At 70.0% G+C, this 26,289-nt stretch carries 25 protein-coding genes, 1 tRNA gene and 1 other annotated feature; of the genes, 17 read left to right on the top strand and 9 right to left on the bottom strand.

Annotated features, from left to right (window positions below):
* The first annotated feature begins 95 nt into the window (after positions 1-95).
* The 9 genes from MKK82_RS32575 to MKK82_RS32535 all read left to right on the top strand — a co-directional run bounded on the left by MKK82_RS32575 (position 96) and on the right by MKK82_RS32535 (position 9,752).
* Positions 96-773 carry a DNA-binding protein gene (locus MKK82_RS32575; RefSeq protein ID WP_238284690.1) on the top strand — a complete coding sequence of 226 codons (678 nt, stop codon included), beginning with the start codon at positions 96-98 and terminating at the stop codon, positions 771-773.
* Between the two features lie 90 nt (positions 774-863).
* Complete coding sequence (locus tag MKK82_RS32570; protein WP_238284859.1) at positions 864-1,163, top strand: hypothetical protein; 300 nt, start codon at positions 864-866, stop codon at positions 1,161-1,163.
* Between the two features lie 79 nt (positions 1,164-1,242).
* The gene (locus tag MKK82_RS32565; protein WP_238284689.1) at positions 1,243-2,994 is read left to right on the top strand and encodes an ABC transporter ATP-binding protein; all 1,752 of its coding nucleotides are present in this window, start codon (positions 1,243-1,245) and stop codon (positions 2,992-2,994) included.
* Positions 2,995-3,061: 67 nt separating this feature from the next.
* Positions 3,062-3,937 carry an aldose 1-epimerase family protein gene (locus tag MKK82_RS32560; protein WP_238284688.1) on the top strand — a complete coding sequence of 292 codons (876 nt, stop codon included), beginning with the start codon at positions 3,062-3,064 and terminating at the stop codon, positions 3,935-3,937.
* Between the two features lie 4 nt (positions 3,938-3,941).
* A complete protein-coding gene (locus MKK82_RS32555; protein ID WP_238284687.1) occupies positions 3,942-4,646 on the top strand; it encodes a uroporphyrinogen-III synthase in 705 nt (234 codons plus the stop codon).
* Positions 4,647-5,057: 411 nt separating this feature from the next.
* Positions 5,058-6,980: a COG4223 family protein gene (locus tag MKK82_RS32550; protein WP_243988013.1), complete on the top strand. Its 1,923-nt coding sequence runs from the start codon at positions 5,058-5,060 to the stop codon at positions 6,978-6,980.
* Positions 6,981-7,105: 125 nt separating this feature from the next.
* The gene (locus MKK82_RS32545) at positions 7,106-8,728 is read left to right on the top strand and encodes a heme biosynthesis protein HemY (protein WP_238284685.1); all 1,623 of its coding nucleotides are present in this window, start codon (positions 7,106-7,108) and stop codon (positions 8,726-8,728) included.
* Positions 8,729-9,145: 417 nt separating this feature from the next.
* Positions 9,146-9,577, top strand: a complete 432-nt coding sequence (locus MKK82_RS32540; protein ID WP_243988012.1) for an NUDIX hydrolase — start codon at positions 9,146-9,148, stop codon at positions 9,575-9,577.
* A gap of 100 nt (positions 9,578-9,677) precedes the next feature.
* Positions 9,678-9,752 (top strand) — tRNA-Thr (locus MKK82_RS32535).
* A gap of 829 nt (positions 9,753-10,581) precedes the next feature.
* Here MKK82_RS32535 and MKK82_RS32530 read toward each other — a convergent pair.
* Positions 10,582-11,079 (bottom strand): hypothetical protein, encoded by a 498-nt coding sequence (locus MKK82_RS32530; protein WP_243988011.1) that lies wholly within the window; start codon positions 11,077-11,079, stop codon positions 10,582-10,584.
* A 1,037-nt stretch (positions 11,080-12,116) separates the two neighbouring features.
* Positions 12,117-13,214: an acyltransferase family protein gene (locus MKK82_RS32520; protein WP_238284650.1), complete on the bottom strand. Its 1,098-nt coding sequence runs from the start codon at positions 13,212-13,214 to the stop codon at positions 12,117-12,119.
* Between the two features lie 84 nt (positions 13,215-13,298).
* Positions 13,299-13,354: a sequence feature (sul1 is cis-regulatory element that is thought to sense ions involved in sulfur or methionine metabolism; They are found in Alphaproteobacteria), on the bottom strand.
* Positions 13,355-14,175: 821 nt separating this feature from the next.
* On the opposite strand from MKK82_RS32520, the gene MKK82_RS32515 reads away from it, so the two are divergent.
* From MKK82_RS32515 to MKK82_RS32505, 3 genes are all read left to right on the top strand, one after another.
* Positions 14,176-14,457, top strand: a complete 282-nt coding sequence (locus tag MKK82_RS32515; protein WP_238284649.1) for a hypothetical protein — start codon at positions 14,176-14,178, stop codon at positions 14,455-14,457.
* Positions 14,458-15,156: 699 nt separating this feature from the next.
* Entirely contained in the window at positions 15,157-16,014 is an 858-nt protein-coding gene (locus MKK82_RS32510; protein WP_238284648.1) for a manganese catalase family protein, read from the top strand.
* A 125-nt stretch (positions 16,015-16,139) separates the two neighbouring features.
* On the top strand, positions 16,140-16,457 hold the full coding sequence (locus tag MKK82_RS32505; protein ID WP_238284647.1) for a metal-sensitive transcriptional regulator: 318 nt from the start codon (positions 16,140-16,142) through the stop codon (positions 16,455-16,457).
* A 37-nt stretch (positions 16,458-16,494) separates the two neighbouring features.
* On the opposite strand, the gene MKK82_RS32500 is transcribed toward MKK82_RS32505, so the two are convergent.
* Positions 16,495-16,740 carry a hypothetical protein gene (locus MKK82_RS32500; RefSeq protein ID WP_238284646.1) on the bottom strand — a complete coding sequence of 82 codons (246 nt, stop codon included), beginning with the start codon at positions 16,738-16,740 and terminating at the stop codon, positions 16,495-16,497.
* Between the two features lie 299 nt (positions 16,741-17,039).
* Between MKK82_RS32500 and MKK82_RS32495 the strand changes: the two genes are divergently transcribed.
* From MKK82_RS32495 to MKK82_RS32475, 5 genes are all read left to right on the top strand, one after another.
* The gene (locus MKK82_RS32495; protein WP_238284645.1) at positions 17,040-17,789 is read left to right on the top strand and encodes a sigma-70 family RNA polymerase sigma factor; all 750 of its coding nucleotides are present in this window, start codon (positions 17,040-17,042) and stop codon (positions 17,787-17,789) included.
* A 58-nt stretch (positions 17,790-17,847) separates the two neighbouring features.
* Positions 17,848-18,225 (top strand): energy transducer TonB, encoded by a 378-nt coding sequence (locus MKK82_RS32490; protein ID WP_243988010.1) that lies wholly within the window; start codon positions 17,848-17,850, stop codon positions 18,223-18,225.
* A gap of 372 nt (positions 18,226-18,597) precedes the next feature.
* Positions 18,598-18,819, top strand: coding sequence for a hypothetical protein (locus MKK82_RS32485; protein ID WP_238284643.1), 222 nt, complete (start codon positions 18,598-18,600; stop codon positions 18,817-18,819).
* A 247-nt stretch (positions 18,820-19,066) separates the two neighbouring features.
* Positions 19,067-19,276, top strand: a complete 210-nt coding sequence (locus tag MKK82_RS32480) for a hypothetical protein (protein ID WP_238284642.1) — start codon at positions 19,067-19,069, stop codon at positions 19,274-19,276.
* Positions 19,277-19,843: 567 nt separating this feature from the next.
* The gene (locus MKK82_RS32475) at positions 19,844-20,092 is read left to right on the top strand and encodes a hypothetical protein (RefSeq protein WP_238284641.1); all 249 of its coding nucleotides are present in this window, start codon (positions 19,844-19,846) and stop codon (positions 20,090-20,092) included.
* A 953-nt stretch (positions 20,093-21,045) separates the two neighbouring features.
* Here MKK82_RS32475 and MKK82_RS32470 read toward each other — a convergent pair.
* From MKK82_RS32470 to MKK82_RS32445, 6 genes are all read right to left on the bottom strand, one after another.
* On the bottom strand, positions 21,046-21,960 hold the full coding sequence (locus MKK82_RS32470; protein ID WP_243988008.1) for a manganese catalase family protein: 915 nt from the start codon (positions 21,958-21,960) through the stop codon (positions 21,046-21,048).
* A gap of 301 nt (positions 21,961-22,261) precedes the next feature.
* Positions 22,262-22,738 (bottom strand): CoxG family protein, encoded by a 477-nt coding sequence (locus MKK82_RS32465; protein ID WP_238284639.1) that lies wholly within the window; start codon positions 22,736-22,738, stop codon positions 22,262-22,264.
* Between the two features lie 49 nt (positions 22,739-22,787).
* A complete protein-coding gene (locus MKK82_RS32460) occupies positions 22,788-23,525 on the bottom strand; it encodes an ABC transporter ATP-binding protein (RefSeq protein ID WP_243988007.1) in 738 nt (245 codons plus the stop codon).
* Positions 23,522-24,328 carry an ABC transporter ATP-binding protein gene (locus MKK82_RS32455; RefSeq protein WP_238284637.1) on the bottom strand — a complete coding sequence of 269 codons (807 nt, stop codon included), beginning with the start codon at positions 24,326-24,328 and terminating at the stop codon, positions 23,522-23,524. The genes MKK82_RS32460 and MKK82_RS32455 overlap by 4 nt, the downstream gene beginning before the upstream one ends.
* Positions 24,322-25,362, bottom strand: a complete 1,041-nt coding sequence (locus MKK82_RS32450; protein ID WP_243988006.1) for a branched-chain amino acid ABC transporter permease — start codon at positions 25,360-25,362, stop codon at positions 24,322-24,324. The genes MKK82_RS32455 and MKK82_RS32450 overlap by 7 nt, the downstream gene beginning before the upstream one ends.
* Positions 25,359-26,258, bottom strand: coding sequence for a branched-chain amino acid ABC transporter permease (locus tag MKK82_RS32445; protein WP_238284635.1), 900 nt, complete (start codon positions 26,256-26,258; stop codon positions 25,359-25,361). Before MKK82_RS32445 ends, MKK82_RS32450 begins: the two co-directional genes overlap by 4 nt.
* Between the last annotated feature and the right edge of the window lie 31 nt (positions 26,259-26,289).

Below are 26,289 nucleotides of genomic sequence, written 5' to 3'. Positions count from 1 at the left end.
GGACCTGAACCGGACGGTTCAGGCCGGATTGGATGCCGCCCCTTACGAAGGCGCCACGGATCGAACGGATCCGGACCCTTCAGAGGCGACACATCATGAGCAGCGACAAGACGATCGACGGCACGGGGCGGGAGATCCCGGAGCCGGCCCCCGGCCCCGCCGGCTCGCGGCGGATTGCGGTTCCCCGCCGGACCTGGGTGGTGGGCGCGGTGGCGGCGCCCCTGTTCCTGGGCGCCGTGGGCCTGTCCCTGGCGCAGGGGACGACCTTCGAGCCCACCCCGGTGGAGCCCGTGGCGATCCAGGCGCTGGCACCCTCCGGCGCGACCGCGATCAGGGGCAACGTCGCCGAGATCTTCGGCAACAAGTTCGTCGTCCAGGACGGCACCGGCCGGGCGCTCGTCGAGACCGGCCGCGCCGGCGAAGGCGGCGGCCTCGTCGCCAAGGGCGAGGCCGTGACCGTTCAGGGCCGGTTCGAGCGGGGCTTCCTGCACGCCAGCGTCCTCACCCACGGCGACGGGCGCAAGGTGGTACTCGGGCCGGCGGGCGGGCCGCCGACCGGCAGCCTCGACTGGGCCAAGGATCGGATCGGCCTCGGGCCGACGCCGGACCTCCCGGCATTGACCGCCTCGGTTCAGGCCGCCGGCTACAGCGACGTGCGCGTCACCGGCCGCGGCCCGCGCCACATCGAGGTGGCGGCCAAGGATCGGGACGGGCGCGAGCGTCAGCTCCATGTCGGCTTCGACGGCCAAGTCCGCGAGCGGCCGATGCCGTAGGTCGGCCCGCGGCGGGGCGGCATGCAACCCTTCCCGCCCCGCCGCGTCCTCCTGTCACCGAATCGACAGGAGTTGCGCACCGTGGAACCGATGAAGCCGATGAAGCCCATGGAACCGATGAAGCCCATGGAACCGATGAAGGGAATGGAGCCCTGGTGGCCGAAGGACCTGGGCCAGCCCGCGACCAGCGGCGCGCAGAACGGGATGAAATACGCGTTCTTCCCGGACAAGCACCGCCTGCTGATCGACCGCGACGGACAGGTCTCGACCTACGACAGCGGCGACCACCGGATCGGGGGGGTCTCGCAGGCGGATGGAAGCGGCCAGTCGCTGACCTTCTCCAGCCAGAACGGGGACGTGGATCTGGGCACGCTGAAGAAGCTCGGCTGAGCCCGGCGTGGACAGGCCGGGGCGGCGCCCTTAAGCCCGGGCCCGCCATGCGATCCCCCCCGCCGACCTGTCCGACGCCATGCGCGCGCTGACCGATCTCGTCCGCGCCATGCGGGCGCCGGACCGGCGGCGCCTCGCCCTGATCGCCCTCGGCCTCGCTGTCGCTGCCCTGCTGGAGGTGGTGGGCGTGGCCGCGGTGATCCCGTTCCTGACGCTGGTGGGCGACCCGTCGGCGGCGACCCGCATCCCCTACCTCGCCCAGACCAGGGCGTTTCTCGGGCTCGCCGACGAGCGCAGCTTCCTGCTGGTGACCGGCGGCGCAGCGCTCGCGGCGATCCTGGTCACGGCGCTGGTGAATGCCGGGCTGACCTACGCGCAGCTCCGGTTCACCCATCTGGCCGGCTACGGCTTCAGCCGGCGGCTGCTGTTCCGCTACCTCGACCGGGAGCGGCTGTTCTTCGCCCGGGCCAACAGCGCCGAACTCGCCAAGAACGTGCTCTCCGAGACCGACCGGCTGGTGGTCGGCGCCCTGACCCCCGCCACCGTGCTGGCCTCGCGGGCGAGTTCGGCACTGGCGGTGATCGCCTTCCTGCTGGCCTACGCGCCGCAGCTCGCGCTGATCCTCGGGGGCGGCTTCGGCGGGCTCTACGTGGGCATCTACCTCGTGATGCGCGCCCGGCTCGCCCGGCTCGGCAGCCGCACCGTGGCCGACAACGAGGCCCGCTTCCGCATCGTGCAGGAGACGTTCGGGGCGCTCACCGAACTGAAGCTCTACGGCCGGGCGGAGGCGTTCGCCTCCCGGTTCGATGCCCCGGCCCGCGCCTACGCCCTCGCCACCGCGGCGAGCCAGCTCACCGGTCAGATGCCGCGCTTCGTCATCGAGGCCCTGGCCTTCGGCGGGGTGATCGTGGTGGTGCTGTTCGCCCTGGCCCAGGGGCTCGACGTTGCCGGGATCCTGCCGCTGCTCGGCCTGTTCGCCTTCGCGGGTTACCGCATGCTGCCGGCCTTCCAGAACATCTTCACCTCGGTGGCGCTGATGCGCTTCACCCTGCCGGCGGTGCGGGTGATCGTCGACGAGCTCGCCGACGAGCGCACCCCCCTGCCCCGCACCGCGGAGCGCCTGCCTTTCGCGCGGGAGATCCGGCTCGAAGGGATCGGCTTCGACTACGGCACCGGCCGGCCGGCGCTCTCCGGCATCGACCTCACGATCCCGGTCAACACCACGGTCGGGCTCGCGGGCCGCACCGGCTCCGGCAAGTCGACGCTGGCCGGCCTGCTCCTCGGCGTGCTGAGCCCGACCGCGGGGCGGCTCACCGTGGACGGCCGCCCCGTCGATGCCGGCGCCCTGCCCGCTTGGCAGAACCGGATCGGCTACGTCCCGCAGGAGGTGTTCCTGGTGGACGGCACGGTGGCGGAGAACGTCGCGCTGGGCCTCGATGCACCCGACCTCGCCGCCGTCGAGCGGGCGGCGCGGCTCGCCGGCGCCCACGACTTCATCGCGGCCCTGCCGCAGGGCTACGGGGAGCGGGTCGGGGAGCGCGGGGCGCGGCTGTCGGGCGGCCAGCGCCAGCGCATCGGCATCGCCCGGGCGCTCTACCATGATCCCGACGTGATCGTGTTCGACGAGGCGACCTCGGCCCTCGACGACGAGACGCAGGCTGCGGTGATGCGGGCGCTGCGCGCCCTGTCGGGCCGGCGGACGCTGATCCTCATCGCCCACCGCCTCTCCACCCTGGAGGGCGCTGACGCGGTCCACGTGCTGGAGGCCGGCCGCCTCGTCGCCTCCGGCCCGCCCGAGGCGGTGCTGCCGGGCCTGGGTACGGCGGCGTGAGGTGCGGCCCTTGCGCCCCGCGCCGCATCCGTTACCTCGGCTCTCCGAGGATCAGCGGGAGAGTCCTGTGAGCACGCGCATCGACCTGACCGCTTCGGACGGCACCACGGCCGCGCTCTCGACTCACGGCGCCGAACCGGTCTCCTGGCGGGTCGGCGGACACGAATACCTCTGGAGCGGCGATCCGGAGCACTGGAATCGCCACGCCCCCTGGCTGTTCCCGGTGGTGGGCGCCTCGGCCGGCGGGCACGTGACGGTCGGGTCCGCGCGCTACCCGATGGGCCAGCACGGCTTCGCCCGCGACCTACCCTTCGCGGTGGTGGCGCAGAGCGCCGACGCGGTGACCCTGCGCCTCACCGACGGACCGGAGACCCGGGCGCATTACCCCTTCGCCTTCCAGCTCGATATCGCCGCCCGGGTCCGCCCGGCCGGCCTCGACCTCGACGTGAGCGTGACCAACACGGGGGACGTGCCCCTGCCCTACGCCATCGGGTTCCACCCGGCCTTCCCGTGGCCCTTCGCGGGCGGCAGCCGCGCCCGGGACGGCGGCTACGCGGTGGAGTTCGAGCAGGCTGAGCGCCCGTTCGCACCCCAGGTCGGGCCCGGTGGACTGCTGCTGCGCGACGAGCAGCCGATCCCGATGACGGGGGCGACTCTGCCCCTCGATCCCGCGATCTTCACCGAAGCCTTCGTGATTCGGAACGCGCGCAGCCGCCGGATGCGTTTCGCGGGCCCCGATCGGACGATCCGCATGGACATGGCGGATTTCCCCCACCTCGCGATCTGGACGAAGCCGACGGCGCCGTTCCTGTCGCTCGAATGCTGGACCGGCCATGCCGACTGGGCCGATTTCTCCGGCGACCTCACCGAGCGCGACGCCCAGCGCCGCCTCGACCCGGACGCAGCGGCGCACCACGGCGTCCGGCTGACCCTGGAAAGCTGAGGCCTTGCGCGTCTGGATCGCGCGCCCCGAGCCCGGTGCGACGCGGACCGGCGCGGCGCTCGCGGCACGCGGCCACGCGCCCCTCGTGGCGCCGGTCCTGGCGGTGCGGCCCATCGGCGGGGCGCCGCCGGCCGGCCCCTTCGACGCGCTGCTGCTCACCAGTGCCAACGCGGTTCCGGCCTTGCGGGACGCCGCGGCCCTGCGCGGACTGCCGGTCTTCGTCGTGGGCGCCCGCACGGCCGCGACGGCGGCCCGCGCCGGCCTCAGTCCCGTGCGGGAAGGGCCGGGGGAGGCTGCCGGGCTCGCGGCCCTGGTGGCGGAGGCGCTTCCGGCGGGTGCGCGCGTGCTGCATGCCGCCGGCGCCGAGCGGAAGGCCGAACCCGCGGCCACGCTCACGGCGGCCGGATTCCAGGTGGCGACCTACGTGGCCTACGCGGCGGAGGCGCTGCCCGGATTGCCGGGCGCGGTCGACGGCGCCCTGTCGTGCGGCGACCTCGACGCTGCCTTCCATTACTCGCGGCGCAGCGCCGCCGTCGCCCTCGCCCTCGCGGATGGAGCGGGTCACGGCGGAGCTTTCCGCGGCCTGAGGCATTACTGCCTATCGGCGGATGTCGCCGCGCCCCTGGAAGCGGCCGGCGTCCCGATCCATTTCGTCGCGGCGCGACCGCGCGAAGCGGAGCTGCTCGACGCCCTCGGACCGCACCCGTAAGGGTGCGGTGACAGGGAGGCCGGGCCACCGTATCCCGCCCTCGCACACCGGGTCACCGCGGTGCTAGGGGGACACGGCGACGCATGAGAGTTGGAGGACCTGCCCGTGACGCCACCACCCAGCGACGCCGACAAGCCCGGATCCGGCAACCGGAAGCCGGATGCCGGATCGGGTCGGCCCGGGCAGCCGAATTCGCCCGGGGGCGATGCCAAGGTGACCCCCGCCCCGGCGACCCCCGCCCCGGCGTCCACCGCATCGATGGCCTCCTCATCGACGTCGTCGGCGACCGGTGGCGTGAAGCCGGCCGCCCCGGGTTCGACCGCGAGCGCGCCGCAGGGGGCCGGGCAGGGATCCGGCCAGGGATCCAGCCAGGGCTCCGGGATGCCGCCCAGGCCGGCGACCGAGCCGGTCGTGGCCGCGAAACCGGGCTCGACCGATGCGAAGCCTGATGCCGGCAAGCCGGGCTTCGGCGCCACGGGGCCGAAGCCCGCGACCGGACCCACCGCCCAGCCGATTGGCAGGCCCGACGCCGTGAAGGCCGACACCACCAAGTTCGACACGAAGACGGAGCCGCCCAGGGCCGGCATCGCCGGATCGACGGGGGCCGCCGCCAAGCCGGGCTCGGCCACCTCGTCATCGACGGCATCGACGGCCTCCGGTGCGTCGGCCGCGGGCCCGAAGGTCGGGACCGAGCCGCCGAAGGCCGGCCAGCCGAGCGCGGGTCCTCAGGCGGGCACCCGTCCGGGCGGACCGACCTCCGGTGCCGCCGGCACGGTGGCGGCCGGTGCGGTGACGGCCGGGCCGATCATCGACATGAAGGCCAGCCGCGTCCCCGATACCTCCACCTCCGGGAAGGATGCGGGGAAGGATGCGGGCAGGGATGGGGGCAAGGGCGGGAAGGAGCCGCCGAAGGGGCCGGGTCCGGCAGCGGCTGCCGCCGCCGGTTCCACGGCCGGCGCGGTCCCGTCCGCTCGGGCCCGCGCGGGCTTCGGCTCGCTGGCGGCCGCCGGCCTGCTCGGCGGCGTGATCGGGGCGGGCCTCCTGTTCGGGGCCGAGAAGGCCGGGATCGGTCCCGATCCGCGCCTGAACGCCCTCGATCAGAAGCTGACCGGTCAGATCGCGTCCCTCGACAAGCGCCTCGACGGGCTCGCCCCCCGCGACGCCGTGGGCGCCCTCGACAAGCGGGTCGCCGCCGCAGAGGCAGCCGCCAAGCAGGCGTCGGAGAAGGGCGGCGTCCCGGTCGCGGCGTCGCCGGACGGGCAGCCGTCCTCGGCGCCGGCGACGGCCGTTCCCGCGGATCTCGTCGCACGCCTCGACAGCCTCGATCAGCGCGTGGCCGCGCTTCAGGAGGAGCCGGGCCGCGACCAGCCGGCCGAGTCCAAGCTCAACGCGGTCCAGGACGGCGGCAGGCCGCTCGCCGACCTCGACGCCCGCGTGAAGGCCCTCGAGGGGAGCGGCGCCGACAAGGGCGCGGCCGAGGATGCAGCCCGGAAGATCGCCGCGCTGCAGGGCGAGGTCGAGCAGAAGACCAAGGCGAATGCCGAGGCGGACGCAGCGCTGGGTCAGCGCCTCGATTCGCTGCAGCAGGCCCTCGACGCCCGGGTGAAGGCCGCCACCGAGGCCGTGCAGGCGGCGACGCAGGCGAGCCGCACCGCCGCGGAGGCTGGCCAGACCCAGGCCGCTGAGACCGCGAAGGCGGTCGACCGGCGCCTCCAGGAGCAGGCCGACAAGATCGCCGCCCTCGACAAGAGCGTGGCCCAGCGCGCCGAGGCCGGCACGGTCCAGGCGGCCCTCCGGGTCGTCGTGGCCGACCGCGTGGCGGCGGCTCTGGAATCCGGCATGCCGTACGCGGAGCCGCTGGCGACCCTGCGCCGGCTCGATCCCGGCGCGGACGCGCAGGCCCAGGCGCTCGCCCCCTTCGCCGACACGGGCGCTCCGACGGCGTCCCGCCTCGCCGACGCCCTCCGGCCGGTCGCCGAGCGGATCGCCGCCAAGCGGCAGGCGCAGCGGGCCAAGAGCGCGGCCGAGACCGGCGATTTCCGATCCAAGCTCCTCAGCATGGCGGACGGGCTCGTTCAGGTCCGCAAGGTCGACGCCCCGGCGGCCTCGGAGACCTCCGAGGATCCGGAGCACAAGGTCCAGGCCGCCCTCGACCGCAACGATCTGCCGGCGGCCTCCGCGGCCTTCGCGGCGCTCCCGGCCGAGGCGCAGGAGCAGGCGGGGGATTTCGGCGCCAAGCTCAAGACCCGGGCCGAGGCCGATCAGGCCGTGCGGACGCTGCTCGACAGCGCCTTCAAGGCCCTCCCGACCCCCGCGGCGTCCGCGGGCCGCTGAGACCGTGATGGCATCGATCCGCGCGCCGCGCGGCCGCGACCTCTCCGGGCGGGCGCGCAGGCGCTCCGCCCCTCCCGCACCCAGCGGCGGTCGCCCGCCGGCCGCCGACAGGAGATACTGACCCCATGTGGCGCGCCCTCGCCTTCCTGGCCCTGCTCGCACTCGCCGCCTTCGGGGCGGTCTGGATCGCCGACAGGCCCGGCACCGTCACCGTCGTCTGGAACGGCTACCAAGTCGGCACCAGCCTGGCGCTCGCCCTCGTCGGCGTCATCGCCGCCGCGATCGTCCTCGGCCTCCTCTGGGCGATCGTGCGCGGCGTGATCGGCCTGCCCGAAGCGCTGGTCCGGGGCTCCGCGGATCGCCGCCGGGCCAAGGGTCTGTCGGCCCTCTCGCGCGGCATGGTGGCGGTGGGCTCGGGGGATCCCCTGGCGGCCCGGCGCTACGCCGGGGATGCCGAGCGGCTCCTCGGCACCGAGCCCCTGACGCTCCTGCTCAAGGCGCAGGCTGCGCAGATCTCGGGCGACCGGGACGCCGCCGAGAGCGCCTTTCAGCGCATGGTCGACGATCCGGAGACGCGGGTGCTGGGCCTGCGCGGCCTGTTCGTGGAGGCCCGGCGCCGGGAGGACGAGACTGCCGCCCGCGCCTATGCCAGCGAGGCGGCCCGCCTCGCCCCGAGCGTCACCTGGGCCAACGACGCGCTCCTGGAGGCGCAGAGCGCGGACGGCGACTGGGGTTCCGCCCTGGAGACCATCGAGCGGCGCTCGTCCCTCGGCCTGATCGACAAGGCGAGCGCCCGCCGCCAGCGGGCCGTGCTGCTGACGGCGATCGCCGGCGAGCGCGAGGCCGGCGAGCCCGAACTCGCGGCGGAGCGCGTGCTGCAGGCGGTCAAGCTCGCCCCGGAGCTCGTGCCGGCGGCCTGCATCGCGGGGCGTCTCCTGTCCCGCCGCGGCGACCTGAAGAAGGCGTCCCGCGTCGTCGAGGCGGCCTGGAAGGCGAACCCGCATCCCGACCTCGCCAAGGTGTATCTCGGATTGCGCCCCGGCGATTCGGTCCGCGACCGGCTCGCCCGGGCCGAGACCCTGGCCAAGCTCTCCGTCTGGCATCCGGAATCCCGGCTCGCTCTGGGGCAGGCCGCCCTCGACGCGCGGGACTACAAGCGCGCCCGCGAGGCCGCGAAGCCCCTGCTCGCCGACCGACCGACCGCGCGTGCCTGCCTGCTGATGGCGGCGATCGAGGAGGCCGAGCACGGTGCCGCTTCCGGGCAGGCCCGCGAGTGGCTGGCCCGGGCCGCCCGCGCGCCGCGCGATCCCCTGTGGATCGCCGACGGCGTCGCCTCCGAGACCTGGGCCCCGGTTTCGCCGGTCACCGGCCGCCTCGACGCGTTCGTGTGGCGCGAGCCGCCCAACACCCTGGCGGCCCCCGAGCCGGCCGTGGAGCCGGAACCCGACGCGTCCGGACCCGTCCTGGTCCCGGCCAGAACGGTCGAGGCGTCCACGCCACCGATGGCGTCCCAGCCCCCCATAGCGGCCAAGCCGCCGATGGCGCCGAGCGCCGTCGCGCCGCTCCCGACCCTCGTCCCTGCGGCACCGGGCGCCCCCAAGGCATCCGGGAGCGATTCGGTCTCGGCCGGGATGGCCGCGGCGGCACCGGGCGACGCCAAGGCATCCGGCAGCGATCCGGTCTCGGCCGGGATGGCCGCCGCGGCGCTGCCGGCCTCCCAAGCCGCCGGGGTGCGCAGGACCGGCTGACCGGTCCTGCGACCTTCCGAGGGTCGCGCATCGGCTCGCGCGTCGCTCTTCTCTCCCTTGCTGAAAGGGATAGCCGCCCGTCTGTCGGAGCTGCGCCAACCGGCGACGCGGTAGGGTCGGGTTGCCGAGAGCGGGATGGGGCGCGCGCCTGTCTCTCAGGGCCCGCGCGTCCGGCGGAGCGGCACGGCTCGGATGGCGCGCCGCCGTCGGGCCCGCCCCGGCGATGGTGAGCCCGGCAAATCTATGTTCATGTCACAAGGTTCGGTCATCGGTATTTGTTGGAACGTCTCTACCGTGTAGCGTGTGTATTCAGACGCCGACCGAGGATACGACCATCCGTCCACCCGCTCATGCTCCGGACAGGCTTCGGGACCCGTCGGCTCCGGCACGGATCGGGCGCCGCGCGGGGCGGGCCCGATGATCCTCGACGATGATGGCGAGCCGCGGCGACAGGTCGGCGCGTTGCCGTTCCGGCTCGGTCGGGATGGGAAGACCAAGATCCTGCTGGTGACGTCGCGGGAGAGCCGCCGCTGGGTCATCCCGAAGGGCTGGCCGATGAAGGGCCGGAAGCCGTTCCAGGCTGCGGCCCGCGAGGCTTTCGAGGAGGCGGGCCTGCGTGGCGCCGTCCGCAAGCGCCCGATCGGCCATTACCTGTACCAGAAGCGCCTCAAGAACCTCGACGCCGTCCTCTGCCAGGTGAAGGTGTTCCCGCTGAAGGTGCGCAAGCAGCTCAAGCATTTTCCGGAGGCGCACCAGCGGGAACTGCGCTGGTTCACCCCCGCCGAGGCAGCGGACGCGGTCTCCGAGCCGGGCCTCGCCGCGATCATTCGTGCCGCCTGCCGCACGTAATGCGTCCCGCCGCGCAACACGGCGTTGCCAACGCGGCGGCGATCCGTTATGGCCCCACTCGACCGGACGGACTTGCCCCTGCGGGGCGCCCGGGTCACCTGCTGCGGTAGCTCAGTGGTAGAGCACTTCATTGGTAATGAAGAGGTCGAGAGTTCAATCCTCTCTCGCAGCACCAGAATTCCCCTCGAGATGACAGTAGGCTAGGGGTTAGGCGACTCTCAGACGATAGGCGCACGCTTGCACGGCGGTCGCGAACATTGTCCCGTCGAACCGCCGGACCTGGGAAGGTCCCCAAATGGGGGGCCATCTAAGCCCACATACGCCTTCCGATCCTGTCGCCCGGTCGAAGGGTGGGAGCATTCAGCGTCCGGTCGGTGAGCGGGACGGCGCTCGCGTCCATGCAGCGCTGCGGACCGAAGGACCAAGCACCGCCGGGCTCCGTCAGGCCATGGGCGATACCCCCCTGAAACATTTTTGGCATACTGCGCGGACCGGTGGTCCTGCGGGGGGGGGGGGCAGCGCGGAGCACGGATGGCACTGAAGTCCGTCCCTTCGGCCCGTATCGGTTCGCGCGGGACCCCTTCCTGCGCGGGGGGACGTGTTCGCTTGGCTTGTCAGCGGGCGTGATGCGGAGGGGATCGGCCCGCGGGCGATAAACAAGAACGATCCCGCGGCCGTTCGATCCCGCGATGGGACGTAGGGCGGGCCTCCGGTCAGCTCCTGCCCACGAACCCGGCCGCCGGCATCACCCCCGATGGGCCCAGGATCGTTCTTCGGCGGGTGTGGACGTTCAGGGATGGGCAGAATGCAGCCGTTCGGGGCGCGCGCTTTACCAACCCGAGGCTTCCGCTCCCTCCGGGGGCCGAGCCAAGGAACTCGGGGCAGCCCGTGCGTGGGTCTGGCGTCTGCTGACCGGCCCCGGATCCTCAATCGCGCGCTGGGAAGCCCCGTGAGGGCCGTGGGGTCGCCGGAACGCCCCTATGCTCCAGGATCAAGCGAGGGGGCTACGGAGCGACGATCTCGAACTCGATGCCCCCGTTCTCATAGGTCGCGTCCCACTCGCCGCCATCCTGTAAGTGGAAGCCGAAGCCCAGGGCCCAATCCAGCCAATCCGTCTCTTCCATCCAGTCATACAGGTCGGCCGTGGACGCCAGCACCCGGTCGAACATCATCTGAAACTGAGCGTAGCCGGAAATGGTGGGGAGCGGACCATTTTCGAAGCTGCACGAAAACAGTCTTATACTCTGCGCCTCGATCGCGCCTTTGGGATTCAGAAGGCCGCCGGAGTAGTGTTCGGGCTCCGGTTCGATCCTGGCGTAGAGCAGAGGTTCGATGGTGCGCCTGACGAAGGCCCACTGATCTTTCGGCCACGACGTCCGCCTACCCCAATCCTTCCATAATCGTTCGCACTGGATGAGGGCTGGTGAAAGGAAGGCCGTGGGATCCTCCGAGAGATCCGGAGAACCATTCTTCAGCGAAGCGAAGACGGTGTTAGCGTGCATTCGAACATTGTATCATGGAGCCGCTCTGTTCCATATAACTATCGAACAGTGATTGCAGGCCTGATGATCTCGTAATCGGCTCGTTTCAAGACCCGGCGCGTAAGAAGGTCATCGGTCGCGGAATAGGGGCGGAACTCCATGATCCGCTTGCCTATCATTCCGGCACCAAGCGCATTCAACTGGTCGACCGTCGCGGTGTTGAGGTCGACGCCGCCCCCGGGCGTTGCGGATTGTGCGTCGGGGGCCGTCTGCGTTCTCAACCCTGCGAGGGACGGATTGTCGCTCTGCCTTCCGGGAGCGCCCGGATCTGCGGATGCATCGGGGTTCATCTTTTGACCCGACGGACCGGCGGCGGACGACGCTGCGCTCGGTGGAACCGATGCCATTCCCGGTCCGGATGGCGCTCCTGGCGCGATGGCGCGGATCGTCTGGCCTTTCGCGTCCACAGGGGATCGTTGCCCCTGGGGCATGGGCATCGTGGCCGATGCCCTCTTGTCCTGGCCACCCTGCGGGCGCGGCCCGAATCCGATCCACAGTGACGCCAGAACGACGGCAAGCACTGCCAGACCCGCACTGATGGACAGCGTAGTTCGGAACATTGCCACCCCGTGTTCGACTGACCCGGAGAATGCCGCGCGGCTATGGCACCTTCAGGGCAATCGAAGCCGAAGCGCGCCAATCGCTTGGGCGAGACCGATCACGGGAGGCCTTCGGGTTCTCGCGAGGACGGCCAGCAGGAACCCCAAGGGTCGGTCACGGTCCCGACCGGCGGGGTGATCTGCAGGAGCTACGGAAGACCTTCATGAACCGTCCCAGGTCATAAGGGCGTCACGGTCAGGCACTCACAGTGTAAGGCCGCGATCTGACCAAATTCGACGCTCGATACGCGCCCGCGTCCGCTGGACGGGAAAGAAGTGTCCGAAGGATCGCGTCAGAAATCAGGGTGCCGCCTCGGAGAGGCTGGAATGAGCGAGGCACGATGGTGCCGCATCGGACTCGTCACCAGCAGGACATCGAAATCACTGTGGCGTATAACATTACCTCGACCGAGTGGAACTGCGTTCTAAGGGATCGGAAATTTGGCGCTGGCTGAATCTGATGGCTGTCAGCTCAACATAGTTCCAGGAAAACCACGCTAGAACGAGAATCACGGGCAGCGACGTCAGCAGGACGGAGTACCACGTCGCCGCGTCACCGAGATATAAAACGACCATTTGTTGAACGGGCCACGCATATATGTACATGCCATACGATAAGTCGCCCCTCGCGGTTACCCACGAAAAGCAAGTTCGGGTAGAAATCGCCAGATATATCGTCGCGTACGATCCAATGATCGTGAAGAGCACATTAAATAACGATGTCGAAAGCGAGATAAGCAAGACCAACAAGCTGATCATGGCGTATGATTGCTTCCAGGCAATCCTATCGTGCCACAGATAGATTATGGCGCCGCCCATGAAGGTGGCCAACAGCAGCGCCTGCCTGCTCTCCTGTATGAACAAATAAAAGAGTACCGCCGCTGCCCAAACTGCGATGACTGTGAACCTATTCAAATACCCAATGATACCGAGGAAAAGGACACAGATATAGAGCTTGAATTCGGGACTTAAGCTCCACAACGACCCATTGAAGATTGGGCCGATTGGATTGTTCGTAAAGACTCCCGGCAACTCGAAGCGGGTCCCTGTCAGTGATAAATTGATAATCGTATACAGAACAGTTTCGCGATGGAAAAAATAGTCGGCCGGCGAAAATGTTGTTATCAATGAACCGACAAGAACCGACGATACGATAACTACAATCAGACCAGGTATAATGCGAAAAATTCTCGCTTTAAGATAGCGTATCGGATCCGGATTTCGAACGTAGCTTTGTGTGATCAGGTAGCCGCTGATTGCGAAGAAGACCAACACGGCGATAGAGCCAAGCTCGGTCTGGTCGTTGCTGAATTCCTCGAGGGGTTGCTTGACGGTGGACCCGTAGGCGATCGGGAAGGCGTGCGAGACGATCACGGCCAACGCCGCCAAGAATCTCAATATATCGAAATTGTTCTGACGGCTTCGGCGATGGGTGGCGTTGTCGCCACGCTGCGATGCGAGGTTCATGACGGATCGGGGGCTTTCGTCGTCCCGCACGAAGGACGTCCGCGAACTCATGCGGGAGGCGCAACACGGCGGGTCGGCCTCCGCGGAGGTCCGTGACACAGTCGCCGATGATTGCGTGGTCCGGCGGATCGGCGGCCGGAAGAGCCACCCGGGTTTTCACCGGGTCCTGACGAATACGACTATTCATACATCAGGTCGGCAAGGCGATGCAATATCCTGGCGGCATACGCCGCACGCGCCGCGCATATACTTGGCAACGGCTATCGACCGCCACGTCGTCACGGGCGGTATCGGGGAGCGCGGGTCCATCCTGATGCCTTTGGGAACCCTGTGCGACCTTCAACGATGGACCCCTCTCCACTCGCCCGGGCCGCCCTGATCGACACCGGCGGGATCCACGCCGTCCCCGGCCGCCGCCTGCACGGCGTCTGTCGGCGCGGTCACGGCCATCGGCCTAGGTGGGCGTGACGTGCCGGGCCGGCGCTGGGCCGCGTGCAGCTTCGAGCCGCGGCTGCGCCCGTGTCCCCCCCGGGGCGACGCGAGCGTCGTTCTCGGGTCTCGAACGCCGGGTGCGGCCGCCGCGCGCCGCCCGGCCTCCTCGGGCAGCAGCGTCAGGTTCGGGAACGATCAGCGGCCCTTCGTCATCGCTGACATCGCACGGGTGGCGCGGCGGGACTGCATCGCCGCGAACTTGGTGCGCCAACAGGTCCGTCACATCTCTGACACCCCGCCAGTCGCTCGGCCTGTCCTCCGAGGCTCCCATTGACGGTCGCGCAAAGCTCTCCCACAGTACGGGTGCGGGGTTGCCTGAGGGATGGTTGAGCTTGCTTGGCGCGACGGGCGATTGATGGTTGGCTTCGATAACTTTCGAGTTCAATCCTCTCGCGCAGCACCAGCCATCTCTCCGATTGGACAGGCGATCCGGCGATGCCACCTGTTTCGTGACGAAACCTGTCGCGGGCTGAGCTGCCGCTGAAGGGGACGCGCGGACGTGAATTCCACAGCCCTGTTCACGATGCTGGGCCTCGTCCTCGGCTGGGCCGTGCTGGCCGTCGCCGCCCTCGCCACCGGCCGCTACGCCACCTTCGCGTTCCTGATCCTGACCGTGATCGGCCTCTACCTCTACGTGCCCTGGGCGCGGCTGCGCGCCAGCGGGATCGAAGGGTCCAGCCGGCCGGTCCGGTTCTGGACGAATGCCGCCATGCTGGCTGTCAGCCTCGCCGCCTGCCTCGCCTTCGCGATCATGCTGGCCCGGCGGCTCGGGTACCTGTGAACGCTGCCGGATCGGGACTTCCGGCTTCTGTGAGCGCGCGGTCCCGCGGGGGTGCGCAATGCGGTGGATCGCAGCCGACCCGACGGCCCGTCCGAGCCCTGCCCGAGACCCGGCTTCGGCCCCGCCCTCCGCGATGGGGACTCGTGGGCCGCACGTCGCTGACCGGAGAGGGATGAGCCGGCCGTCGCACCGGCCTTTCGGGACCCGATTGACGCGCACGGAGGTCGGGCCCAGCGCGGCGGTGGGCTCGTTCCGCGTCAGGGTTCGACGACGATCAGCAAAGCCTGGTCCGTCAGCCGTGCCGTCGCGGGGTCCGCTCGCTGCGCTTCCCACACCGCCCTGGCCGCACAAACCTGTCGGGGCGGGAGCCGGAACGGTGCATGCCAAGATCAGGGCCGGCCTTGGGTCGCCGTGGCGCGGCAGACTAACATAGATCGCTGTGTCTTGATCTGTGTTGTCGTCGTCGTTCGTGCCTACAGGCCGCAGAGGTGAAAATTTTTCCCGCGCTTATACATTGAATGAACAGGTAAAATTCGGGTTTGGCGAGTCTTGATCGTCCTGAATGCGTCGAGAGACCGAACCGCCGACCGGAGGCCGGGTTGGACAGGAGACGCGGCACGATGCTCCCATGGAGTACGGAGCCGGCGGCCGATCGTGCGGGAGCCCTGGGCACCGCGCCTCTCACGAGGAACCGACATCATGTACTATCACGACAAGCGACTTCAGTACCCGGTCCGGGTCGACAGCCCCGATCCGATCTACGCCCGCATGCTGCAGCAGGCGATCGGCGGTATCGAGGGAGAGATCCGGGTTTGTTTCCAGTATTTCTTCCAGGCGTGGGGTAATCGCGCGCCGACGACCAAGTACCGCGACATGCTGCTCCATACGGCCACCGAGGAGATCGGCCATATCGAGATGTTGGCGACCGCCGTGGCGATGAACCTCGAGACCGCGCCGACCAAGGTGCAGGAGGCCGGCGCCGCCGATGCCATCGTGGGCGCCGTGATGGGCGGCGAGAACCCGCGCCACATCGCCGAGGGCATGCTGCACAAGACGCTGCTCTCCGCCGGTATGGCGGCCTTCCCGGGCAATTCGGACGGACTGCCTTTCGACATGAGCCACATCTACGCCAGCGGCAACATCGCGGCCGACATGTACTGCAACGTCGCCGCCGAGGCGACCGGCCGGACCCTGGCGGTGCGCCTCTACAACGCCACCAACGACGCCGGCATGCGCGACATGTGGAGCTTCCTCATCGCCCGTGACACGATGCACCAGCAGCAATGGCTGGCGGTGATCGAGGAACTCGGCGGGGCCGCGGGCACGCTGCCGATCCCGAACTCGTTCCCGCAGAGCGAGGAGAACCAGAAGTTCAACTACAACTTCTTCTCCACGTCGGCCGACGGTTCGCCGCCCCCGGCCGGCCGCTGGACGCAGGGCCCCTCCCTCGACGGCAAGGGCGAGTTCAGCGTGGTGCAGAACCAGCCGATGGGTGAGGAGCCGGTGCTCGGCCCGGCCCGGCCCGACAGCGGCGCGCAGTCCCAGCAGATCGGCTGACGCGACGGTGCTCCGGCGCCGCCGTCACGGTCGGACGCCGGGGTACCGCCTCCTATGATCCTCGCCAGAGCCGCCGACGACCCGGGTCATCGGCGGCCGGAGCCGAACAGTCGGGGCGCAGAGCGGTGACAAGGGGCACATTCGTGGACGGCCGCGTCTGCCTCATCCGAAGCGATGAGGATCGCGCACCGCTGGTCCGGCGCCTCGGGCGGATCGAGGGCCAGGTCCGCGGCCTCCGCGCGATGATCGAGGCGGATCGGCATTGTCTCGACGAGATCCAGCAGATCCGGGCAGCGACCGCCGCGCTGCGGGAGGTCGGCCTCCTCATCATCGGTCAGCACGTCGCCGAGGGCCTGAACCTCGCGCGCCACGAAGCAGATCGCGCGGCGGTGATGGAGGATCTCTTGCGCGTGCTGCGCGCCGCCATGGCGGAGACCGGGTAGTGTCGGCCGTACCCCGGACGGCCGGGCGCTCCGGGGCTCAATGCTTCGTCAGCGTCGCCACGACGGTGCCCTGCTCCAAGGTCTCCGAGAAGCGGGCCAGCCGGCTGCGGCTGGGCTCGTTCAGACCGCCGGCATGCGCGAAGGTCGTCAGGGCGATGCCCACCAGGAAGCGGGCCTCCTCCACGGTGACGGCCCGCCCGCTCAGCGTGCTGGCCGCGCCGCGCACCGCGAGGACCGCTTCCCGGAAGGCGGGGTCGTCTTCGAGTTCCGTCAGTCGGTTCATGCGTGTGGTCCCGTGCTCCATGGGGTGTTCCGGTGTCGTCGCCGCCGTCTCGCTCGCATCGGCGCGACGGTCTGGCGTCGGGCGCCGCAGCTTCGGCGCGCCGGTGGACAGATATTCGATCGGGAAATGCGAGTTGAGCGCATTTCCGCGGCCCGCAGATCTTTCGTGACTGCCAAGCATAGCATCATGGATCAATCTTAACTTCGCTGTTTCGGCTGATCTATGTTGCGGCAAGGTTTCCGTATTCGGGGGCTTATAGCTGAGCCCATGCTCTCATCCCACTCAGGTGATCGGCTGTCATGCTCGCACCCTCGCTCGACGATAGTACAATCGACACGCAGGCGCCCAGGCTTCCCGACAGCGTCCAGTATCATCTCGGCCATCTGCTCGCGGCGAGCTACGCCCAGGACCTGGACGAACCACCGGTCGCGGACCGCTTCGCCGAACTCCTGGCTCTGCTGGATGCCGCCTTCGGCCGGGCGCGGGACGGCCACGAGAAGTCGTTCCAGGCGGCCCTCCTGGGGATGGTGCCGAACCTCCAGCGCTTCGCGCGCTCACTGCTGCGCAACCATGTCGGCGCCGACGATCTCCTGCAGAACACGCTCCTGCGGGCGTGGCGCTCGCGCGCGAGCTTCGCGCCGGGGACCAACCTGGAGGCGTGGCTGTTCACCATCATGCGCAACCAGTTCTACAACGAGCACCGCAAGCGCGGTCGCGAGGTGCAGGACGAGGACGGCGCCCAGGCGGAGCGGATGGTCTCGCTGCCCGAGCAGGGCGGACATCTCGACCTGAGCGACGTGCGCTCCGCCCTCGATCGTCTCGCGCCGTCGATGCGGCAGGCGCTGGTCCTTGTGGCGATCGAGAACCTCACCTACGAAGAGACCGCAGCGGTCATGAACTGCCGCATCGGCACCGTGAAGAGCCGCGTCTGGCGTGCCCGGACGCAACTCGCGGAGATGCTGGGCTACGATGGGCTCGAAGTCGGCAGCGACGACGTCATGCTGGCCGCTGCGGGTCCGAAAGCCCGGAGATCCGCGTCCGTCTCGTGATCGCGGGTCGGTCGGCGCCGCGTCGTTCTCGCAACGCTCACGGATCCGCCTGTCCCGCATGCCGCGAGCGCTCATCCACGGATCCGTCGTGCTCGCCCTGCTCCTGGGCACCTGGAACGCCCCGGCGCAGGCCGGATCCGAACGCGCGATGCGCCGGTGGCTCTCGGATCTCGTGACACGGATCGACGCGGGGGACCGGGCCGCACGGCCGTCAGGCTCCGCGCGGCCGACCGGTACGGTGGTGGTCCACGTGAGGATCACCCCGGACGGCGCCGTGCAGCAGGTTGAGGTCGAGCGCAGTTCGGGCAGTCCGGACCTCGACCGTCGGGCGCTCCGCGCCGTCCAGGGGGTTGGCCGCCTCCCCGCGCCGCCCTCCGCCCTGCTAGACCTGTCGGGGGTGGCCGATCTCAGCATTCCGGTGGAACTCGGCCGCTGAGCCTCCAATCGCGCGGCCCATCCCGACCTCGCCCCGGCCGGGACCTTCGTGCACGGCCTGCCCGGGCCGCAGATGCGCCGGCCCGACCGATCAGGCGCTCGCGTGCGTCGCGGACGCCCCGCCGATCGGGCCTTGATGCCGGTCGGCGGCCTGGTCTCGACCGTTAGGCCCAGGATGGCCGGCCTATCGTGAACGCGCCACGGCTACACGCCTGCTCGAGCGCATCCTTCACCGCCCGCGGCGTCGGGCAGCCGGGGAATTGATTTCATCAATTTGCGCTATCGATCCAATCTGTTTGGATCATGTTGCTGTGCAGCGTAGATATCTCTCGACCCCGGGCACAGGCTCGGAAGACCGAGAGGAATGAGGATCATGACCGTTCGTACAATCGCCCTCCTCGTCATCGCTGCCGGCTCCATGATCGGCCCCGCGCTGGCCGATGAGGCCGTTCACCTGACCCCCCCGCTCTATCGCGAGCAGGCGCGCCCCACGGCCTCCGTCCGGCCGGCTTCTGAATTGGTCACGACGCCGCGCCTCGTGCCGACCGCGGCCGAATCCCGGCGCGTGGTCGCCACCGCCGTGTCGGCCGAGTGATGGGACGCGCCGGACCGGCGCCGTCGGGGCATCCGGTGGCGCCGGACGCGGAGGCGGGTCGATAGCCGCCCCCTCATGCGGACCGGAGCGCGGGTGGGCCAGCATTCCCAGGCGCGATCACAGATCCGCGGCGTGCGCCCGCCTCAGGGAAGCGGATGTCGGTCGCCCAATACGCATCGTTGCTATGCCCTGCACGAGCATGTCGGCCTAAACAAAACGTGTATCCTTCGCGAAAACGGAGGAAACGATGGCCTACAAGATCACATTCCGCCGAGGCAAACGGATCAGCTCTTCCAAGCTCTGGCCGTGCGACCTCGAAGCCGCTGTCGCGCACGCCAAGGCGCAGCTCCCGATCCAGCGCGAGCAGACCGGCGCGACGTCGGTGAGCGTCTCGTGCGAGCGGACCGGGGACGTGATGTTCACCTTCACCGAGCAGCCCGAGCCCGCGGAGTTGTAGGCCGCTCGTGTCGGCGCGAGACCGGCGCAACGGGTTCTGGCCCGATGGTGACACGGTCGAAGATGCCGCCGGCGCGGTCCTGCAGCGCCCCGGCGCGGCCGCACATCCCGAGGCGGGACGCGTCCCCTCGATGCCGTCCGCTCCGTGCAGCGCGGTCGCCTCCCGGGGCCGGTCCTGCGCCCCGTCCCCTCGGAACGCGGGCGTCGCGCGGTGGCTCGAGCAGGACGTTTCCGTACGGGCGGCCGCCGGATCCGGCGAGATGGTCGAGGCGGGCGTAACGCGTCCGGATGCGTTCCGTCTGATATCCGGCGGTCTGTCGTTCAACCGGCGGTAGGAGGTCGTCCGGCTCGGGGGCCGGGAGCGCGGACTGAGATTCGTCCCCGCAGATCCACGTCTCTCTCCGGCATAGCGCGACTCGAGGATGTCGACGCCGCCCGCTTCGACTGGTCTGTCCCGCGACTTGCGCGATTTCCAATTCCGAGCCGGGCTAAACTGGCAATAATCGGTGCTGGCTCAGCCCCTCTTGGACATGATACGTCTCGGCAGAAGGTCCTGCGCCGGTGATGGATGCCTGCCAATCCGCTCAAGCCGCGCGCTGGCTTCTCGATCGCCACCGCGGCTTTCGGGGAGCCCCTCCGAACGATCGATTGCGTCGTCCTGGTCGAAGGCCGGCGCGGCGCCGTGATCGAGCTGTCCAACCCGGAACGCCTTCCGGACGAGTTCCTGCTGATCGCAACGTCCATTCAGATCAGGCGGCCCTGCCGGGTCGTCGAGCGGGGGGCCGATGGCGTCCGGGTGGAGTTCATCCGCGCCTGAGGCGGATTCGCGACGCAGATCGGTCCGTCGTCGCACGGGGCCGCTGTCTCCGGGAACGTCCCACGCTGCCGGACGCTTCGGTCCGGACGGGCGCAGCGGCGCCGACGCCAGCCGCTACATCACGGGAGTACGCGATGACCGGCGGGAATCACGGTGTCGATCGGAGCCTTTCGGACGCCGCCGGGCGCGAGGACGCCGGCAGCGAGCGGCGGCGCGAGGCTGACGATCCACCGGCTCAGCCTTCGGATGACCCGGCCGCGGATGGGAACCCCGGCGTTCCCGAAGCCGAGGAGCCCGGTCTCATCGGCTCGATGCGGGGCATGTAGGCGCGCAACCGCACCGATGGGCGGGTGCCAGGGAGATCCCCGCCCCCGCTGGGAGCGGCGGGTATCCGTCGCCGCCAAGATCGAGATCGACTCAGCTGCTCGACCGGCGCGCCCACTCGGAAGCCGAAGACGCCCTCCCCTTGGCCGGCGGCGCCGAGCCGGTCATGCGCCGGCGGAACGGGCGAATTGCCGGGCCCGGCGGCCCGGTGCGGGACGAGGCCCCTCGACAGGAGCCTCGAAACCCATGCAACGATCGACGCCATCGTGCGGGCATCGCGCTTGGCCGAGACGCCCTCACGGGGCAGCCATTCCTGGGCGGCCGAAGCGCGGGTGCCTTCGATGATCAAGCCAGCCACCGCGGGCAGCCGCCTCGTCGATCCCGCTGTGACGGCTGCCATCGCGCCCAGCCAGATCGTGGACGCGCAGTTCATGATCCTGCGGCCGCAGGTCGTCTGAGGCCACCGGAGATCGGTGGGGAACCGAGGCGGATGGGGCGGCGCGGTCTGGGGGCGTGACCCACGCCGTCATCCCGGGGAGCGCAGCCCGGGATCACGCAGCGGGTGCGATGAGAAGGCAAAGGCGAAACCGGATCCCGACGCATCGGCCGCGACCCGGAATCCCGAGGGCTCAGCGGCTCTTCTTGTAGAGTTTGCTGGCGATCTCGAAGATCTCCTCCGGCGCGTAGTTCGGCGCGAAGGCCCCGTAATTGCCGTCGAGTTCCGGGATCTTGCCGCCCTCGGGTAGCCCTTCGACCACCTCGAGATTGCCCGGGGGATCGCCTGGCAGCGCCACCTCATCGTTCGACCAGACGCCTGCCGCCTCCCGGTAATCGTCAGGGCTGAAGCGGTAGAGGCGCCGGTGCGAGCCCTCCTGCAGGTACTTCTGGCACTCCGGGAGCTTGTCGAGGACGATGTTCGGGGTGGGCAACATCTTCTCGATCTCGACGCCGGTGAGCTTCTTGAGCGCCAGCGCGTAGGCGTGCGCGTGGACCGAGCCGCGTACCAGGAGGTAGCCGCAGACCTCGCGGCCGGTGGGATCCTTCAGGGTCTCGTAGACGCGCAGCTTGTGCAGGCGGGCGCCGCATTCCAGGTGGAAGTTGTGCAGCAAGTCGATGATGATGTTGCCCGTCGTTGTGACCATGTCGACGTTCCACGACTGGGCGTTCGAGTTGATCGGTGTCGCGCCGCCGCCGTTGCTCAGGAAGCTGCCGGCCAGCCGGATGTCCTGCATATCGTGGAACGGCGCCTTCGAGACATCGACCTCCTCGGTGTCGTCGCCGGGTCCGTTGTTGAGCATGGCGATGCCCGTCGAGACCAGCTCGACGTGACCGAGTTCCTCCGCGAAGATGCTCGACACGAGGCTGTAGAACGGCCGCAGCTTCGTCTTGTTTCGGAAGTTGAAGCTCTGGAACATGTAGTTCCCGAGCGTGGACATTTCGCCGTACTTGCCGCCGAGGAGCTCCTGCAGAGCGGCCGCCGCGTTCGGGTCTGGCTTCTTCGGCTGTGGCAGTTCGGCCTGAAGGCGATCGAGCTTCATGAACATGCGGGGCAGCTCCGTTTGCGCGGGGTGCGCATTGGGGCATCTGTTTGGGCGGGCGATCGTTCCGCATGCCCTGTTCGCCGATGATCGTGCCGGCCGAGCCGGAGGGGGCTCAGGGCCACCCGCCTTCATGCACCTGGACGTGGCGGGCATGCCGTACCCGATGCCGTCCCGACCTTCGCGATCCGTGGGCGCACGGCCCACGAGCTCCATCATCCGCCCGCCCGGCGAACCGTGCCTCCGCTTCCGGCCTTGTGCCGGCCTTGTCCCGGCCCCGTCCAGGCGACGGCTCGAGGGTGCGGGTCTAGGCTTCGGCCGGTGCCGGGGCGGCCGGATCGCGGGTCACGCCGAACTCGGCGGCGAATTTGCCGAAGAACTCGTCGGCGAGCTTGCGCGAGGTTGCCTGCATGAGCCGTCCGCCGAGGGTCGCGATCTTGCCGCCGACCTCGGCCTTGGCGGTGTAGGCCAGGACCGTCTCATCCCCCTCGGACGCGAGCGTGACGGCGGCGCGACCCTTGGCGAAGCCGGCCATGCCGCCGTTGCCCTGCCCGACGAGGCTGTAGCCCTCCGGGGGGCGCACGTCCTCCAGGCGAACCGTCCCCATGAAGGCCGCAGAGACCGGTCCGATCTTCAGGGCGACCTTGGCCTTCATCTCCTCCGGGGAGACCTGCGCCAGCTCCTTGCATCCGGGGATGCAGCGGGCCAGCACGTCCGGATCGTTCAGCGCCGCCCAGACGGCCTCCCGCGCGGCGGGGATCCGGTACTCGCCGGCGATGTCCATGCTCGTCTCCTCTCGCGAAGCCGCGCCGCCGGACGGCCAGGGCGGGCGCTCAGACCGCGCAGTAGCGCGCCTGGATTTCCGGATCGTCCCGCAGCGCGGCCGCGGGGGCGTGGTAGACGACAGCACCGCCGTCGACGATGTAGACGCGGTCGGACACCGCGAGGGCGAGCTCGACGTTCTGCTCGACCAGCAGGATGGTGGTGCCCGCCCGCTTCATCGCGACGAACTGCTCGAACATCTCCTCGACGAGGATCGGCATGATCCCCTCGGAGGGCTCGTCCAGCAGCACCAACACGGGCTCGGCCATGAGCGCGCGGGCGATGGCGAGCATCTGCTGCTCGCCGCCCGACATGGTGATCGCCTCCTGCTTCAGCCGCTGCTTCAGCCGCGGGAAGGTCTCGGCGATGACCTCGATCCGCCGCGCCTCGTCGCGGCGCGTCGCCCGCGCCCCGCGGGCCGCCAGGATGCCGAGGCGCAGGTTCTCCTCCACGGTCAGCCCCGGTACGATGCGCCGCTCCTCCGGAACGTAGGCGAGGCCCCGGTGGAAGCGCTCGTGGGGCGGTCGGTCGAGGATGTCGGCGCCCGCGAAGGTCACGCGGCCCGTGCGCTTCGCCACGAGGCCCATGATGGCCTTCAGCGTCGTGGTCTTGCCGGCGCCGTTTCGGCCGATCAGCGTCACGATCTCGCCGGGGCGGACGTCGAGCGACAGGCCCTGCAGGATGTGGGAGTGGCCGTACCACGCCCGCAGGTTCTCGACCGCCAGGAGCGGCTGGGCGGCGGCGCTCATGCGGTCTTGCCCAGGTAGACGCGGCGCACCTCGGGATGCGCGCGGATGTCGTCGGGGCTGCCCTCCGCGAGGAGCTGGCCCTGGTGCAGGACGACGAGGCGGCGGCACAATCCCATCACGAGCTTCATCTTGTGCTCGACGAGGATCAGCGTCCGCGTCTCGGCGAGCCGCTGCACGAGGTCCATCATCTCGCGCGTCTCCTCGGGGCTCATCCCGGCGGTCGGCTCGTCGAGGAGGAGGAGGCTCGGCTCGGCGGCGAGCGCCACCGCGATCTCCAGGGCCCGCTGCTCGCCGTGGGCGAGTTCCCGGGCGAGGCGGTCCATCCGGGCGCCGAGCCCGACCTCGCCGAGCAGCGCCTCGGCCCGCTCGGTCAGCTCGGGATAGGCGGAGCGGTTCCGGAAGACCGCGAAGCGGACCCGCCGCGCCTGGGCGGCCACGCGCACGTTCTCGCGCACGGTGAGGTGCGGGAAGACGTTGGTGATCTGGAACGACTTGGCGATGCCCATCCGGGCGAAGTGGTGCGGGGGCGATCCGGTGATGTCGCGCCCCCGGAACAGCACCCGGCCCTCGCTGGGCGGGAAGGCGCCCGAGATCAGGTTGAAGAAGGTCGACTTGCCGGCCCCGTTCGGCCCGATGATCGCTGTGATGCCCCCTTCCGGGAACGCGACCGTCACGTCCGACAGGGCGCGGAAATGCCCGAACCGCTTGCCGAGCCCCTCCGTGGCGAGGATCGGCGCGCCCCCGACCGAAGTCGCGACGGGCGCCGTGGCGGGCGCGGCGGCGACCGGGGCGGCGCTCACCATCCGGCCCTCTGGAGGCGCGCCAGCACCTCGCCCCAGATGCCCAGCGGCAGGAACAGCACGAAGGCGATGAAGATGGCGCCGACGAAGAGCTGCCAGTGGGTCGTCAGGGTGGCGAGCCCGTCCTGAAGCAGCGCGAAGGTGGCGGCGCCCACGAAGGGTCCGAAGAAGGTCCCCATGCCGCCGAGCAGCGCCATCATCACGGCCTGACCGGAGGTCGCGTAATGCATCGTCTCGATCGGCACGATCGAGAGGTGGATGGCCTGGAGCGCCCCCGCGAGCCCGCACAGGGCCCCGGAGATCACGAAAGCCACGAGCTTCATGCGGCGGACGTCGAAGCCGCAGGCCTGCGCCCGGCCCTCGTTCTCGCGGATCGCCTCCAGGGCGGCCCCGAAGGGCGAGGACAGGAGGCGCGAGAACAGCCAGACCGCGATCCCGACCACCGCCAGCACGGCGTAGTACTTCACCGTCGGGTCGAGGAGGTCGAGGCGAAGGCCCGGCAGGGCCAGGGACGGCACGTTGATGCCGCGCAGGCCGTTCTCGCCGCCGGTGAATGCCTCCGCGCGGTAGAAGGCGTAGTAGACGCACATCGAGAGCGCCAGGGTCGTCATCGCGAAGTAGATGCCGCGGGTGCGGATCGCGAGCACGCCCATGACGGCGGCGATCCCGGTGGCGAGCAGCGTGCCGGCGACGAGCGCCAGGGCCGGGTGCAGCCCGAATTGGACGATGGCGATGCCGCAGCCGTAGGCGCCACCGCCCAGGAAGGCGGCGTGGCCGAAGGACAGGAGCCCGGTATAGCCGAACAGCAGGTTGAACCCGAGGGCGTAGAGGCCGAGCACCAGGATGTTCACGGCCAGCGCCTGGTAGGGCGTGATCCAGGGGAACACGAGGAGGAAGGCGAGCGTCAGCGCGACGCGGTGCCGGCCGCACCATGCCAGCCCGCGTCCGGTCCGGCCGGAACCTGGCCGGGCCGCCGGCAAGGTCGCCGGCAAGCCGCTTTCCTCCGCGACGGCGGGGACTTGGGCGCGGGCGCTCATCCGAGGGCTCCGGCCCGTCCGAGAAGGCCGCGGGGGCGCACCAGCAGCACCAGGGCCATGAGGGCGAAGATCGCCATCTTGGTCATGTCGGGGGCCACCAGGGAGGTCATCGCCACGACGATGCCGACGAGCAGCCCGGCGAGCACGGCGCCGCCGAGCGAGCCCATCCCGCCGACTACCGTGACCACGAAGGCCTCGGCCAGCACCGGGATCCCCATCTCGGGCGTGACGCCCTGGAGGGGCGCGGCCAGGATGCCTGCGAGCCCCGCGAGCGCGCAGCCGAGGGCGAAGACCGCGAGCCAGACCTTCGCGATCTCGATGCCGAGCACCTGCACGATCTGCGGGTCGCGGGCGCCGGCCCGGATCACGAGGCCGAAGGGCGTGCGCTCGATGAACAGCCAGAGCGCGCCCACCACCACCAGCGCGAAACCGATCAGGAACAGGCGGTAGAGCGGGAAGTAGCCGATGCCGATATCGACGGCGCCCCGCAGCTCGGGCGGCGCCCCGAAGGGCAGCCCGGTGAGCCCGAAGGCGATCCGCACGCTCTCGATCATCACGTAGGACAGGCCGAAGGTGAGGAGCAGCGGATCGTCGATGCCCCGCCCGTAGAGCGGGCGGACCAGCACCCGCTCCACGACGAGCCCGAGCAGCCCCATCGCCAGCGGCGCCGCGACGAGGCTCAACCAGAAGCTGCCGGTGAAGCCGTAGAGGAAGACCCCGACATAGGCGCCGGCCATGAAGAAGGCGCCGTGGGCGAAGTTGACCACGTTCATAAGCCCGAAGATCAGGGACAGGCCGATGCCGACGAGCACGTAGATCGCCCCCAGCGCGATGCCGGTCACGAGCTGAAGGGCGAGGAGATCGAGGGGGAAGCCGCCGATCGTGATGTCGCTCAAGGCCGCGCCCTCCCGCCGGCTCGCATGGGGT

Source organism: Methylobacterium sp. E-046 (assembly GCF_022829625.1).
In the GTDB taxonomy this organism is placed as follows: Bacteria; Pseudomonadota; Alphaproteobacteria; order Rhizobiales; family Beijerinckiaceae; genus Methylobacterium; species Methylobacterium longum.
The sequence above is the reverse complement of the archived record's forward strand: the minus strand, read 5'-3'. Positions and strand labels throughout refer to the sequence as shown.